At 41.5% G+C, this 14,740-nt stretch carries 9 protein-coding genes; 8 read left to right on the forward strand and 1 reads right to left on the reverse strand.

Annotation, left to right across the window (positions count from 1 at the left end; genetic code table 11):
- Window positions 1-466: 466 nt before the first annotated feature.
- From ABJK37_RS08525 to ABJK37_RS08560, 8 genes are all read left to right on the forward strand, one after another.
- Window positions 467-3,529 carry a TonB-dependent receptor gene (locus ABJK37_RS08525; protein WP_348352065.1) on the forward strand — a complete coding sequence of 1,021 codons (3,063 nt, stop codon included), beginning with the start codon at window positions 467-469 and terminating at the stop codon, window positions 3,527-3,529.
- Between the two features lie 188 nt (window positions 3,530-3,717).
- Entirely contained in the window at window positions 3,718-4,452 is a 735-nt protein-coding gene (locus ABJK37_RS08530) for a SapC family protein (RefSeq protein ID WP_348352067.1), read from the forward strand.
- A 39-nt stretch (window positions 4,453-4,491) separates the two neighbouring features.
- Window positions 4,492-5,526 carry a cupin-like domain-containing protein gene (locus tag ABJK37_RS08535; protein WP_348352069.1) on the forward strand — a complete coding sequence of 345 codons (1,035 nt, stop codon included), beginning with the start codon at window positions 4,492-4,494 and terminating at the stop codon, window positions 5,524-5,526.
- 33 nt (window positions 5,527-5,559) lie between these two features.
- Entirely contained in the window at window positions 5,560-7,038 is a 1,479-nt protein-coding gene (locus ABJK37_RS08540) for a tryptophan halogenase family protein (protein WP_348352071.1), read from the forward strand.
- Between the two features lie 16 nt (window positions 7,039-7,054).
- Window positions 7,055-7,750, forward strand: coding sequence for a DUF6445 family protein (locus ABJK37_RS08545; RefSeq protein ID WP_348352073.1), 696 nt, complete (start codon window positions 7,055-7,057; stop codon window positions 7,748-7,750).
- 312 nt (window positions 7,751-8,062) lie between these two features.
- Entirely contained in the window at window positions 8,063-9,613 is a 1,551-nt protein-coding gene (locus ABJK37_RS08550; RefSeq protein WP_348352075.1) for an MFS transporter, read from the forward strand.
- Window positions 9,614-9,678: 65 nt separating this feature from the next.
- Window positions 9,679-12,150, forward strand: coding sequence for a glycosyl transferase (locus tag ABJK37_RS08555; RefSeq protein ID WP_348352077.1), 2,472 nt, complete (start codon window positions 9,679-9,681; stop codon window positions 12,148-12,150).
- A 2-nt stretch (window positions 12,151-12,152) separates the two neighbouring features.
- Window positions 12,153-13,247 (forward strand): glycoside hydrolase family 5 protein, encoded by a 1,095-nt coding sequence (locus tag ABJK37_RS08560; protein WP_348352079.1) that lies wholly within the window; start codon window positions 12,153-12,155, stop codon window positions 13,245-13,247.
- A gap of 86 nt (window positions 13,248-13,333) precedes the next feature.
- Here ABJK37_RS08560 and ABJK37_RS08565 read toward each other — a convergent pair whose 3' ends face one another.
- Complete coding sequence (locus tag ABJK37_RS08565; protein ID WP_348352081.1) at window positions 13,334-14,350, reverse strand: LacI family DNA-binding transcriptional regulator; 1,017 nt, start codon at window positions 14,348-14,350, stop codon at window positions 13,334-13,336.
- Window positions 14,351-14,740: the final 390 nt, after the last annotated feature.

A 14,740-nucleotide genomic window follows, 5' to 3' on the forward strand; every position in this document is an offset into this window, starting at 1 on the left:
CAAAGGTAACATTCTTACCAGACAAAACCCAAAAACCCCAAAAATTTAACATTTAATCAACAATAAAGTTGACAAAAACTAACCACACCTTTAAATTATGAAAACGTTTTCAGCACATATTTGTTACTTCGATTACAGTAATTGATAGAAAAACGGACTCTTGGCACAGTTAGCGGATTACTAGGATAAACCGTAAGAGTTCCGTGGGGCACACTCTAATTAGTGGTTGTGAAAAAACGTAAGAGTCAAATTAATATACGGAGTACACACTTTTAATTACCACGCTTATTGTTAAAAGCGCGTTAAATAAAACACTAAAAAATTAACGTGTTATTAGCGTTTTCATGACGTGAGTTTGAGGACGTACTGATAAAAAAATTTCAGCGGCAGACAATTATAAAACTAAGTTTATTGCTAGATGTAAGCCGTTTTTAGTTCAAGTTACTAACAAAATACAGGACACACTATGAGTACCCATAATAAATTTAGAAAGTCACTACTGACCCAAAGTATTTCTTTATTGATTGGTTCAGCGTTCGTTATTCCGACACTTGCTCAAGAAGCAGCAGAAGAAACGGAGGTCATCGAAGTTAGAGGTCTTCGCGGCAGTTTACAGGCCGCTACCGCGATTAAGCGCACATCAATGGGGGTGGTAGATGCGATATCTGCCGAAGATATCGGTAAATTCCCTGACACTAACTTAGCAGAATCGCTACAACGTATTACCGGTGTATCTATTAGCCGAGTCAATGGTGAAGGTTCAGAAGTAACTGTTCGTGGCTTTGCAGGTGGTAATAATATGATTACCCTAAATGGCCGTACTATGCCAGCGGCCACCACCTATGGTGCAGGTAGTGGTGCCGACGGCACCACTCGTGGTGGTAGCACTCGCGCCTTTGATTTTGGGAACTTAGCCTCTGAAAGCGTTAAAGCAGTTGAAGTATACAAGACAGGTAAAGCGAGTATCGCAACAGGTGGGATCGGCGCTACTATCAATATCGTGACGGCTAAACCTCTCGATAGAGAAGGTTTTGTAGCAAGTGCCGGAGTGAAAGCCGCGCACGATACCACTAATCGAACAGGTAGTGATATTACACCAGAGCTATCAGGATTGATGAGCTTTACCAATGACGATTCCACCTTTGGTGTGGGTTTGAGCTTTAGCCATCAAGAACGAGATTCAGGGTATACTGGAGCAACAGTCAACAACTGGAATATAGGCTACTGGGGAGACCTGACAGATCCCGACGGTTTATATAATAACAATACTACAGCAGAATATATCAACCCGCCTGCTGACGGCCAGTTATATGCTCGCCCCAATGATATCCGCTACGCATTTTCCAATACCCAACGGGTAAGAGACAACGCGCAACTCACGTTGCAATTTGCGCCAAGTGATAAATTGACAGGCACATTAGACTATACCTACGCTCAAAATGAAATTAGCGAGCATCGCGGAGAGATCACTAACTGGGTCCAGAATGGTTCGAACGTGGCACGTGTGGAATTTGACGATTCAGTGGTTAAAACTCCATTGTATATCGCTGAAAATTATGGTGGTGCCGTGGATGAAGGTTATGAACAACAATGGCGTGAACAAACCAACACCTTAGATTCACTTGGCCTGAATCTTCAATACCAAGTAAGTGATAACTTGAGCTTAACCTTAGACGCCCATAGTTCAGAAATGGAAAGTGTGGGAACCGGGCCTCGCAACACCGGAGAACTAGCAGTAGGCTTAGGTGCACCAATTGTTACTTCACGGGAGTGGTGGTTTGGTTCAGACCTACCTACTTATCTCAATGTATACGATGATACTATTGAAGGTAAAGGCGCAAATCCAAACGGGCAAGTTGACCCACTAGACGTGGGCTCTTCAATCGCACGTTTACGAAACGCAGGGCAGAAAACAGACGTTACTCAGGTTCAAGTAGGTGGTACGTACGAATTTGATGACGGTCGATTTGATTTTGGAATAGAGAGTCGTGAAATGGAATCTCGCACATTTCAAACCTCTGGTAACAATATTGCTATGGGTAACTGGAACGTAGGTAACCCAGGTGAATTCGGCGATTTGATTCAACCATTTGATTTACCTGGTGAATTTGAAGACTATGATACGAATTCAGGCGGATACGGCTTTATCGCGGATCCTAGAGAATTATATGACGCTGGCGTAGCGCTGTATCCAGGCATTCCTACAGCCTCTGAAACAACACTATCAACCGACAACACAGTGGTAGAAGACATGTTAGCCGCGTATTTTCAGTTTTCTGTTAGCGGCGAAGTTGGCGGTATGCCATTCGATTTACTTGCGGGTCTACGCTATGAAACCACGGATGTAGAATCTACATCCTTAGTAAGTTCAGTTTACTTTAATTGGGAAGACAACAACGACATAAACGCAGTGGTGGATGGTAGTGTCGCTCCCTCCCCCGTCTCGGCGTCGACTAGCTATGACAATATGTTACCAAGCATGGACTTCACCCTACATTTAGATGACGATTTGATTAGCCGTTTCTCGTTTAGTAAAACCATAGCCCGCGCAGGATTAGGTAACTTAGGCGTATCAGCTTCGAACTTTGGTGGCGGCGGTGGTTCTACTTTATTCGGAGCGATTCCTACCGCAAATGCCTCTAACCCGGGTTTGTTACCGCTAGAATCTACCAACTTTGACCTATCTTTAGAATGGTATTATGACGACTATAGCTATGCGTCAGCTGGGATGTTCCAAAAAAATGTTATTAACTTTATTGGCTCACGCCAAGTAGATCAAACCTTGTTAGGCATACAAGACGTCACTGGCGGACCACGTGCACAAGCGGCAGCCCAAGCAGTTCAGGACGGAGGATTCCCGTTAGATGATACCTATTTATACGCGATGATGGTGTTTATGGAGTATAACAACAACCCAATAATCACAGATGAATATGGCGCTAATCCAACCTTTACAGGTGATCAGGCACAAATTGATTTCCTTGCAAATACAGCAGGATTGGATTTAACGGCCAACGCCGATGATCCGCTGGTAACCTTTAGAACTAACACCCCAGACAATAGCCGCGAGGCGAAACTCTATGGTATGGAGTTTGCTGTGCAGCATTTCTTTGGAGAATCAGGATTTGGATTATCGGCCAACTATACGCTAGTACGAGGCGATGTTGGCTTTGACGTTACCGCCAACCCTAATGAATCACAGTTTGCACTTGTGGGCTTAAGTGATACTGCCAACTTGGTAGCCTTGTATGAGAAGGATGGGATCCAAGCTAGGATCGCATACAACTGGCGTGGCGAGTATCTTAAAACCGTTAATAAAGGCAGTTCGAATAACCCAGAGTTCGAAGAAGCCTATGCGCAAATAGATATGAATGTCAGTTATGACATCAATGAGAATTTATCTGTTTTTGTTGAAGCGCTTAACGTTACCGGAGAAGACAGCCGCTCCCATGCTCGAAATGAAACTCAACTATGGTACTTAACCGACTTAGGCGCCCGCTACCAATTAGGCGCGCGATACGTATTCTAATTGACAAAGAGCCAAGTTTGTTGAGAAGAAACAATTAGCAAATGGAATAAGCCGTTGGAAACAACGGCTTATGCTTTTTGTATTCAAGCAGAAAATACGTTTATATACACATACATAATCAAACAGTAATGGGTACCACTTTTATTGAAAGCAACATTTGATAACAGTCCCATAAAGGAAAATTACTTATGCCAAAGCATGTTTTACTCAACAATGTTGATCATCAGGAAGTGAAAGTACTCAGTAAATTTGCAGCTGATTTAGGTGACAATATTGCCAGTGTTGTGGCGTTTCCCACGGAGTTTATAGAATTACAAAAGGAATACACCATTGTTTTTCGCAAGGACGAACAATCAGAGAAATTCAGTGCAGCAGTATTGCTGGGTTTGAAAAAGGGAGAAAACTTGTATCTCGATCCTAAGAGTCACTTAGGATGGGCAGCAAATTATATACCTAGTTCCATTATACGTGGCCCCTTCCTTATTGGGTTTCAACAGCAGCAGGAAAACGGTCAGACTATTTCCACACCTGTGGTTCACTTGGATATTGAGCATCCCAAAGTCAATGTTGATGATGGAGAAGCTTTGTTTCTGGAAAATGGTGGAAATTCGGACTACTTGCAGCAAATTTCTACCCGCTTGATGTCTATTCATCAAGGCATGTTAATGCAAAATACTTTATTTGAGCTGTTGACTGAAATGCAGTTAATCGAAGCGGTCAATATTGACTTTGATCTAGCCAATGGAGAAAAACATCGTTTACTGGGTAACTACACCATCAACGAAGAAAAGTTAGCATCACTAGATATTCACCAGTTAGACAAATTACACAAGTCTGGCATGCTACCGTTAGTGTATGCAGTGATTGCTTCTATTACCAACGTTAAACATTTGATTGACATAAAGAACCAGAGACAAGCATAGTGAACCATTGCCTAAAAACCTATTTCTCAAAATAGCATAATGTTAAATATTGCGAAAAAAACTCAAATAATAGAAATTTATGAACCGGGCCAAATCCCCGAAGACATTTGCACTTATTCCGAGCCAGTGGTGCTCAAGGGTCTGGTAAAAAACTGGGAAATGGTTGAACTGGGGCAACGTTCCGTGCCCAAAACGGTAGAATACCTGAAGTCATTTTACAACGGCACACCAACATTCGCATATTTTGGTTCACCTGAATTGCAAGGGCGTTACGGCTACGACACTGACGTCACTCAATTAAACTACGAATCCAGAGCGGCACAAATAGATGAAGTTTTGGACTTAATTCTTCAACACCTAGACGATAATCAACCACCAAGTTACTACATCGCATCAAATGTTATTGACCTCAGTTTTCCGAAACTTAGGGAGCATAATGATTTGCATATTCCTATCAAACCTAGTGAAGCAATAACTGAACCGCCAATACCCAGCATATGGATAGGCAATAAATCAGTCGCGAGGGGCCACTACGATGCCTCAGACAATATTGCATGTTGTGTAGTAGGAAAACGAAGGTTTATCACTTTTCCACCAGACCAAATTGAGAATTTGTATCCAGGGCCATTATCCCCGACGCCAGGAGGACAAGCCTTAACCATGGTAGATATCCATAACCCTGATTTTGGAAAATATCCCAACTACAAAAAGGCACAAGCAACCGGACAAGTGGCCGAGTTAGAACCTGGAGATGGTATATTTATTCCTAGTATGTGGTGGCATCAAGTTGAGGGCCTAAGCCAATTCAATGTACTGGTTAACTACTGGTGGAGTGATGCGCCAAAATTTATGGGTTCAGCTATGAATGTGTTGTACCACGCCATGTTGAGTTTACGAGATAAACCGCAACATGAAAAAGACGCTTGGAAACACGTGTTCGACTACTATATTTTTGGTGACGGCTCACAATCTGCCGCTCATCTTCCTGAGCATGCTAGAGGCTTCCTCGAGCAAATGGATGAGCGCAAGTCAAAACAACTCAGGTCTATGTTGCTAAACAAACTAAACAGATGAATATAAACTAAAACCTTGTTATTGGAAGCTAACGTGGAAAACTCAAAAATTAAAAAAGTAGTAATAGCTGGCGGGGGCACAGCAGGTTGGATAGCCGCCGCTGCATTATCCAAGAAACTTTCTGGTCTAGTAGAAGTCACGCTGATTGAATCACAAGCCATCGGTACTGTGGGTGTAGGTGAGGCAACCATTCCACCTATTCAGCTTTTCCACAACTTACTAGGAATAGATGAACAGGCTTTTATGCGAGCCACTGAAGCCACGTTTAAGCTGGGGATTTCCTTTGAAAATTGGGGACAAATCGGTGACAGGTATATTCATCCATTTGGGACGACAGGTAAAGGCAGTTTTCTAGCAGAGTTTCAGCACTTCTGGTTACATGGTCTTACTAGAGATGTCACCGAAGGGTACGGCGAGTATTCGTATGAAGTTCAGGCTGCTAAAGCCAATAAATTTGGCAAGTCTGCCAGTTCAGGTATTAATTATGCCTATCATCTCGACGCCACCTTATACGCTGGATTTTTACGTAGCTTTTGCGAAGATTTAGGAGTCAATAGAGTTGAAGGTAAAATTACTCACGTTAAACAACATCAACACAACGGTTACATAGAGTCAGTGACGCTTGAATCAGGTGAAGAAGTTGCTGGAGACCTATTTATTGATTGCACTGGTTTTCATGGTTTATTGATAGAACAAACTCTTAAGACCGGTTATGAATCGTGGCAACATTGGTTACCTTGTGATTCAGCCGTAGCAGTACAAACCGAATCAACGGATACATTACCCCCCTATACCCGCTCTATTGCCCATGAAAGTGGCTGGCAATGGCAAATACCCTTGCAACATAGAGTAGGCAACGGTTTGGTTTACAGTAGTCAATATCTCAGTGATGACCAAGCTAGGGAACGACTTCTAAATAATCTAGATTCAAAACCAATAAATGAACCACGAGTGTTGAGATATAACACAGGTCGACGCAACAAGTTTTGGAATAAAAACTGTGTTGCCCTTGGGTTGTCCAGTGGATTTGTAGAACCTTTAGAATCTACCAGTATTTATATGTTTATGAACGGCATCATTAGGCTTTTACGACTATTCCCGTTTGATGGCGTATCTCAGGCTAAAATTGACGAGTATAATCAACAATCTATTTCAGAAGCGGAAAAAATACGCGATTTTATTATTCTTCACTATCATGTCACCGAACGTGAAGACAGCCCGTTTTGGCACTACTGTAAACACATGCAAATACCTGAATCTTTAGCACACCGTATTGAGTTGTTTAAAGAAAATGCTCATGCGTTTCAAACTGGCGAAGAGTTATTTAGACTCGAATCATGGACCCATGTCATGCTTGGTCAAGGGTTAATACCGCAAAGTTACCACAAAATAATCAGTACCATTCCCGATACCCAACTTAAAGCCCACTTACAAAATATTCGAGCCACTATCACTAAGGCGGTAGACAAACTGCCGGACCATGCCGCGTTTATTCAACGCTATTGTAGTTAGACATATTGAGAAACTGATGCAACTATCTTTAGCTCCAGACATCAAAATTACCAAGAGTCGTTTCGGACACGAACAAGCGCCACTGATAATAATTGATAATTTCATAAAGCAGCCAGAACAGCTAGTTGAACACGCATCGCAACAACACTTTTTAGCCAATTCGCCATACTATCCTGGTGTCCGAGCAAGCGCCCCAATACCCTATCAACAGTTACTTTTGCAGCAGTTGCAAAGTACTCTGATTGATTATTTTGAATTAGAGACCTACGCGCTTTCATTGTCGGTATGTCATTATTCAATTGTAAGCACAGCACCGCAGCGACTAAAATTATTACAACGTATTCCTCACTTTGATTCGTTGGATAAAAACGGTTTAGCAGCAGTGCACTACTTGTTTAAAAAAGACCTAGGCGGAACGTCATTTTATCGGCATAGAAAAACTGGCTTCGAGTACATCAATCAGCGACGTGAATTAGAATATTATCGCTCGTTAGAAAGTGAAAATGATGGAGAAAATATGCCAAGCGCCGGCTATATTAATGGCGACACCGCTTTATTTGAGCGTATTTCTGAAGTCAAAGGATTGTTCAACCGCATCATCATATATAGACGAAACTCGCTGCATTCTGGTTCGATCAGTAAAAGTTTACCTTTAGATCCCACGCCATTGAACGGACGTTTATCGATTAGCACTTTTTTAGATCCTAAGTGATAAAATAATTTAGGCATAAGTCAGGTATGTACAGCCAAGCCCTGATCTCCCCAATTAAAATAAAATATTTACGCCATTTTTACTTACGATAGAGACGATCTTTGGAAAGCCAACTATTGGTTTTTGAGAATAAAAACCAATTCATCATTGAAAACGTTTTCATAATGATTTATTTTGTTAACAACTTATTAATAAACTCGTTATTCAATACAAATCTGTTGTAATGGGTGACAGTCAAATAATTGTGAATTTTGGGATAATAAAAATGTACAAAAAACTCCAATACATGCTACTCCAAGGGAAATACACCTTATGACAAAATTGCCTTTGTACGAAAAAGTCGGATATGCAATGGGCGATGCTGCCGCCAACTTAGTATGGCGAGGTGCCCTCGCTTATTTAGCGGTTTTCTATACAGACACATTCGGCTTAGCAGCCTCAGCGGCAGCCGTTCTATTTTTAGTCGTGAGACTTTCTGATGGTGTCACTGACATTATTATGGGTATGGTCGCTGATCGGACAAATACTTCTTGGGGTAAGTTTCGCCCTTGGATATTGTGGTCTACACCATTTTTATGTCTCTTTATGGTGTTGTGTTTCAGTACCCCAAACTTCTCGGACAGCGGAAAATTAGTCTATGCCTACGTCACTTATATAGGTCTTACTTTAGCTTACACCGTGAACAACGTTCCCTACTCCGCTTTGATGGGAGTAATGACAGATGACGACAATGAACGCACTAGTTTGTCTGGCTTTAGATTCGCGGGGGCCTTTTTGGGTGGCCTTTTTGTTATGGGGTTTTTACCCACTTTGGTCGAAACCTTCGGTAAAGGCAATGATGTCTTGGGTTACCAATATACGATGTACGTGTTTGCAGGCTTATTAATGGCACTAATGGTGATATCCGTCGCCACCACGAAAGAGCGTGTTATTCCGATTCAAAAAACACAGAAAAGTCTTGGCTCTGAACTTCAAGACCTCGGTAAACAGTTACCTTTTATTTTAATGCCTTTGATTGTGATGACGTTGTTTTTCTATTACCGAAACTGGCAAACAGGTATTTTATTTATTGCTGTCATGTCTGTTATGACTTGGTTTGTAAGAAGGTTACTTAAGGCCAACAAGCAAAATACCGCAAAAGAAGGATCAGGTGTTCAACAAGACATGCTGGATCTTATCACCAATAAACCTTGGTTAATTCTGTTAGGTATTGGTTTTCTCACTATGATGTTCAACGGCATAAAATATGGCGTGATTGCCTACTATTTCAAATACTACGTAGGTGATGAATTACTGGTTGGCCAATACTTTATTGCGCTTTTGGTCGTGTCTATTCTCGGTGCTTTATGTACTAGTTTTTTGGCCAATAGACTAGGCAGAAAAACCCTGTTTATCGTTGCGTTATTGTTAAGCAGTATTCTCACCAGTGGCTTCTATTGGTTGCCTGGCTCCGACGTAACGCAAATATTTATTCTTGGATGTAGCGCCGAATTTTTTGCGGCCATGATGCCCACATTGTTCTTTTCTATGCTTGGCGACTCTGCTGATTACAACGAATGGCGTAATGGCAGACGAGCCACTGGCCTCATCTATTCAGCTGGTACCTTCGTTCAGAAAACCGGTAGCGGCTTTGCTGGCGCGCTCATGTTGGTGGTGCTAGCAAGTTATGGATATAACGGAATGGACCCTAGTACAGTAGAAGCATCATTACCCGGAATGACCTTATTAATGAGCTTTATTCCAGCTGCTTTTGGTCTTGCAGCTGCCATTGTGATGTCCTTTTATCCTATCACTGAACAAAAACAAAAACTGATGAATGAAGAATTAATCGCTCGTCGAACTGCAGCCAACTCTGCCATTTAATCATTCGAGAACGAGACTATGTATTTAAAATTTTTTCCAACTATTACCTTAAGAGATAAGTAACCATGTCTAAAAAAACGATGAACAACGAAGAAAAATTTGGTTATTTTGATGATCTGAATCATGAATATGTTATTACGACTCCCTACACGCCTACTCCATGGATAAATTATTTAGGTAACGATGGCTTTTATGGATTGATTTCCAATACCGCTGGCGGATATTGCTTTGATAGAGATCCGAAGTTTCGGCGCTTAACTCGCTATAGGTATAATAGTGTGCCTCTAGATAATGGAGGTCGATACTTCTACATTGGCTGTAACGGTGAATATTGGTCTGCTACTGGACGTCCTGTTAATACGGAGCTTGACGAATACACCTGTCGCCACGGTATGGGATATAGCCGATTTAATGCCAGTAACAATAACATAGCAACTGAAGTGACCAGTTTTATTCCTCTTGGAACCAAGGCAGAAGTGCACCGTTTAGTGGTCACCAATAATTCAGATTCTGAACAGTCAGTTGACGTGTTTTCATTTATTGAATGGTGCCTTTGGAATGCCGAAGATGACGGTGCTAATTTTCAACGTAATTTATCGACTGGTGAAGTTGAGGTTGAAGACAGCATCATTTACCACAAAACCGAATATCGAGAACGCCGAAATCACTATGCATTTTATTCTGTAAATCGCGAATTAGAAGGGTTCGAAACCGATAGAGAGAGTTTTTTAGGCCCTTATAGAGGTTTTGACAGGCCTTTAAGTGTAGAAAAAGGGCAAGCCAACAACTCAATCGCCCGTGGTTGGTCGCCCATTGCGTCACACCACCTCAAGTTGCAACTAGCTGCTGGTGAAAGCCAGTCATTAATGTTCGTGCTTGGCTATTGTGAGCTTGACTCGGACCAAAAATGGGCTGCAACTAATGTGATTAACAAAGCCCCCGCAAAAGCCATGAGTGAGCGCTTCGATAGCGATCTAAAAGTAACTGCTGAATTAAAAAAACTTCATGACTACTGGCATAATTTGCTTGGGAAATTCCAAGTACAAACCCCAGATAAAAAATTTAATCGAGCCGTGAATATTTGGAACCAATACCAAAATATGGTGACATTCAATTTATCTCGAAGTGCTTCATTTTATGAATCGGGCATTGGTCGTGGTATGGGTTTCAGAGATTCAAATCAAGACACTATTGGTTTTACTCATATGGTGCCTGAAAAAGTCAAAGAGCGGATTTTAGATTTATCTGCAACACAAAAAAGCGACGGCTCTGCGTATCATCAATATCAACCTTTAACCAAAAAAGGCAATGCTGATATTGGTGGAAATTTTAATGACGATCCAATGTGGATGGTGTTATCGACAGCCAATTATATAAAAGAAACTGGCGACTTCAGCATCTTAGATGAAGTTGTACCTTTTGATAGTGATATGAGTCACACAGCAAGCCACTTTGAGCATTTAGAACGCGCATTTAATCACGTAGTCAATAATCTTGGTCCTCATGGATTACCTTTAATTGGTCGCGCTGATTGGAATGACTGCCTGAATTTAAATTGTTTCTCTGAAAACCCCAATGAGTCTTATCAAACCACTCAGCGAGGCGCGTCTGACGTTGCCGAGTCTGTGATGATTGCGGGGCAATTTGTATTATACGGTCAAGAATTTGTAGACTTATGTGTGCAAATTGGAAAAGGTCAATTAGCAGAGAGTTGCTTGGCCGAAGTCAATAAAATGCGCCAAACCATTAAACAACATGCATGGGACGGTGAGTGGTTCTTACGAGCCTATGATGCGAACGGTGATAAAGTTGGCAGTAACGACAACGCTGAAGGCAAAATTTTTATTGAATCCCAAGGTTTTTGCGCCATGGCCGGCATAGGATTCGATGATGGAAAAGCTCTGCAAGCCATGAATTCAGTTGAAAAACATTTATCAACGGATTTCGGCATCATGCTTAATCAACCTGCGTTTACTAAATACAACAAATACTTAGGCGAGATCACGTCCTACCCTCCTGGCTATAAAGAAAACGCTGGGATCTTTTGCCACAACAACCCATGGATCACTATCTCAGAAGCCATGTTAGGTCGAGGTGAAAAAGCCTATGAGTATTACAGCAAAATAACACCCGCTTTCTTGCAAGACGTACAGCAATTACATAAGACCGAACCTTATGTTTATAGTCAAATGATTGCGGGAGCTGACTCTGCTCATCCAGGTGAAGCGAAAAACTCATGGTTAACAGGCACAGCAGCGTGGAATTACTACGCAGCAACCCAGTACATATTAGGCATACGCCCAGAGTATGCTGGATTGCGTATTGATCCTTGTATCTTACCAAGCTGGGACAAAGTGACTATGAGTAGAGCGTTTAGGGGGGCGACATACACAATAGAATTGCGCAATCCATTCGGTTTAAGTAAGGGGTTGGTGCAACTTGAAGTGGACGGCCAAAAAATTGCTGGAGATACTTTAGACCCTAACATCTACTCACACCAGCACCATGTTATCGCCACTATTTGTAAAGAGAACTAACCATGAAAACACTATTACTTAGCGCATTTGTCATCACCTTATTGGTAAGCTTTCAAAGTAGCGCAGACACTTCAGAGTCGAAAAAACGCAATAATTGGTGGGGTGAACCCTACCCTAGTCAATTTGATAGCAGTCAATTGAGTAACAAATTAGATTTAATCTCGGTACAAGGCAACAAACTCATTAATGAGTCTGGTAAACAAGTAATTTTTAGAGGGGTAAATATTGCTGATCCCGATAAACTGTTGCGTGAAGGGCAATGGTCTCAAAAATTATTTAAGGAACTGAAAGAATGGGGCGCCAACGTGGTTCGTTTACCTATTCATCCTATTTCTTGGCAAGGACATGGAAAAGAAGCTTACTTTAAGTTAATTGACCAAGCCATCATTTGGGCCAACGCACAGCATATGTATATTATCATTGATTGGCACTCAATTGGTTATTTACCCCACGAGCTGTTTCAACACTCCATGTACGATACCACTATGAAAGAAACGCGCACGTTCTGGAAAGACATTGCGTTTCGATACGCTGGCGTATCAACTGTAGCTGTATACGAGTTGTTTAATGAACCTACCGATCAAGGTGGTCGCTCTGGTAAAGCTAATTGGCTTGAGTGGAAAGCCTTTAACGAAGAGTTAATTGACATTATTTACGCTCACGATGAAAAAGTCATTCCTCTAGTGGCAGGCTTTAACTGGGCTTACGATTTACGACCTATTCAGAAAAACCCAGTCGATCGCAAAGGAATCGCCTATACAGCACACCCCTATCCACAAAAAGCTAAACCTAAAGTTAAAACTAAAGAAAATTTCTTCGTTTTATGGGATGAAGTTTGGGGTTTTGCTTCTAAAGACTATCCACTAATTGCCACAGAAATAGGTTGGGTCAACGCAGATGGCAAAGGGGCACATATACCCGTAATTAACGACGGTTCCTATGGACCACATATTATCGAGTTTATGCAAGATAGAAATATCTCTTGGGTTGCTTGGGTATTCGACCCTGATTGGTCACCTACTATGATCAGTGACTGGGACTTTACCCCCACTCAACAAGGTGCGTTTTTCAAAAAAGAAATGCAAAAATATCAATAACCCCCATTTCCAAGAGCAACCGCTAAAAAGAATAGTCGTTGCTCTTGTGGATTGTACTCGAAGTCATGACAAGCCTTAGCCACTAATTATTGTGGCGCTTTACCTGTACTGCCTCTCTTTTTTATTTCAAACGGCAAGTAACGTCTTCCCGGTTCTACTTCTTGCCCTTTTAATTGTTTCAATAACAGTTCGATACAGGTACTTCCTATTTCATGCAAAGGCTGATGAACAGTTGTCAAAGAAGGAGTCACAAACTTGGCGTAATTAATGTCATCAAACCCCATCACTGAAATATCGTCGGGTACTACAAAGCCCTGCTTTTGCAAAAACTTCATCACACCGATAGCCATGTCGTCGTTGAAACAGAAAATGGCGGTGGGCCTTTGTGGCAGTAATAATAACTGGCTAGCGCAATCCATACCCGATTCTACGACGTAATCACCTTCTAATTGTAATGCGCTATCAAGTTCAATTCCGGCCTCTTTCAGCGCTAATTGATACCCATCTAAGCGCTCATTAGAACTCGCAATATCTCCGGGCCCAGTGATGGCAGCAATCCGTTTATGGCCAAGTGAAATCAAGTAATTGATGGCAGCTTTTGCCGCAGCCACATTATCAACGGCTACCTGCACCATTTCCTCAGAGTCAATTCGTTCATTGCCATTAACCATAGGCGGTAATTGTTCTAGTAAAGGCAAACTAGGATCAGTTTTAAAAGGTATGCGGGAACAAAACAATAAAATACCATCCGCTTGGCCGTGGCTTACTAAATCAGCGTAATGCTGCTCTCTTTCTTCTAATCCTTGAGTATCCCCTAATAAAACCGAATAGCCAGCGCTTTGTGCGCCCTGCTCTATCGCTCTAATGATCCCCGCATTTACTGGGTTGGTGATATCTGGAATAATCGCCACTATGTTCCCACTTTTACGAGTGCGTAAACTTGCTCCCATGCGGTTGGGCCGATACCCCACTTCATCGATGACTTTTTTGACTTTATTTAAGGTTTTTTTAGACACCATATCCGGCGCACTAAATACTCTAGAGACTGTCGCGGGAGAGACGTTTGCCAAAGCAGCAATGTCTTTAATTCCTAAATTTGCCACAAAAAAACCTCCTAAATAAAATCAACATCATAGAGTAACATGTAAATCGATTTCAGTTTACTAAATGGCTTATTTATATAGTATTTATTAAAGGGCTTGGAATGATTCAGAAAAAGTTTGATAGATTTCAATAGTATCCATAAACAGTGACAACCTTGTCATCGTACAATTAATTGTAACAAAGGGTTAAAGCATTGTATTTTATGGAGAATAGTCAAAATGCTGTGACTCGAAAGAAAATGAGCTATTGCCATAAATTGAAAGATTTCAGCAATCGATTTCAATTTACTGCAGTGGCTACAAACCAGACTGTACGAGCTTAAACTAAGCAACGTGAAAGTACGCTAAGTTGCATATCAAACTAAACAAAAAAATGACATTAACTGACAG

Origin of the sequence: Paraglaciecola sp. (assembly GCF_039964565.1) — a bacterium.
Taxonomy (GTDB): Bacteria; Pseudomonadota; Gammaproteobacteria; order Enterobacterales; family Alteromonadaceae; genus Paraglaciecola.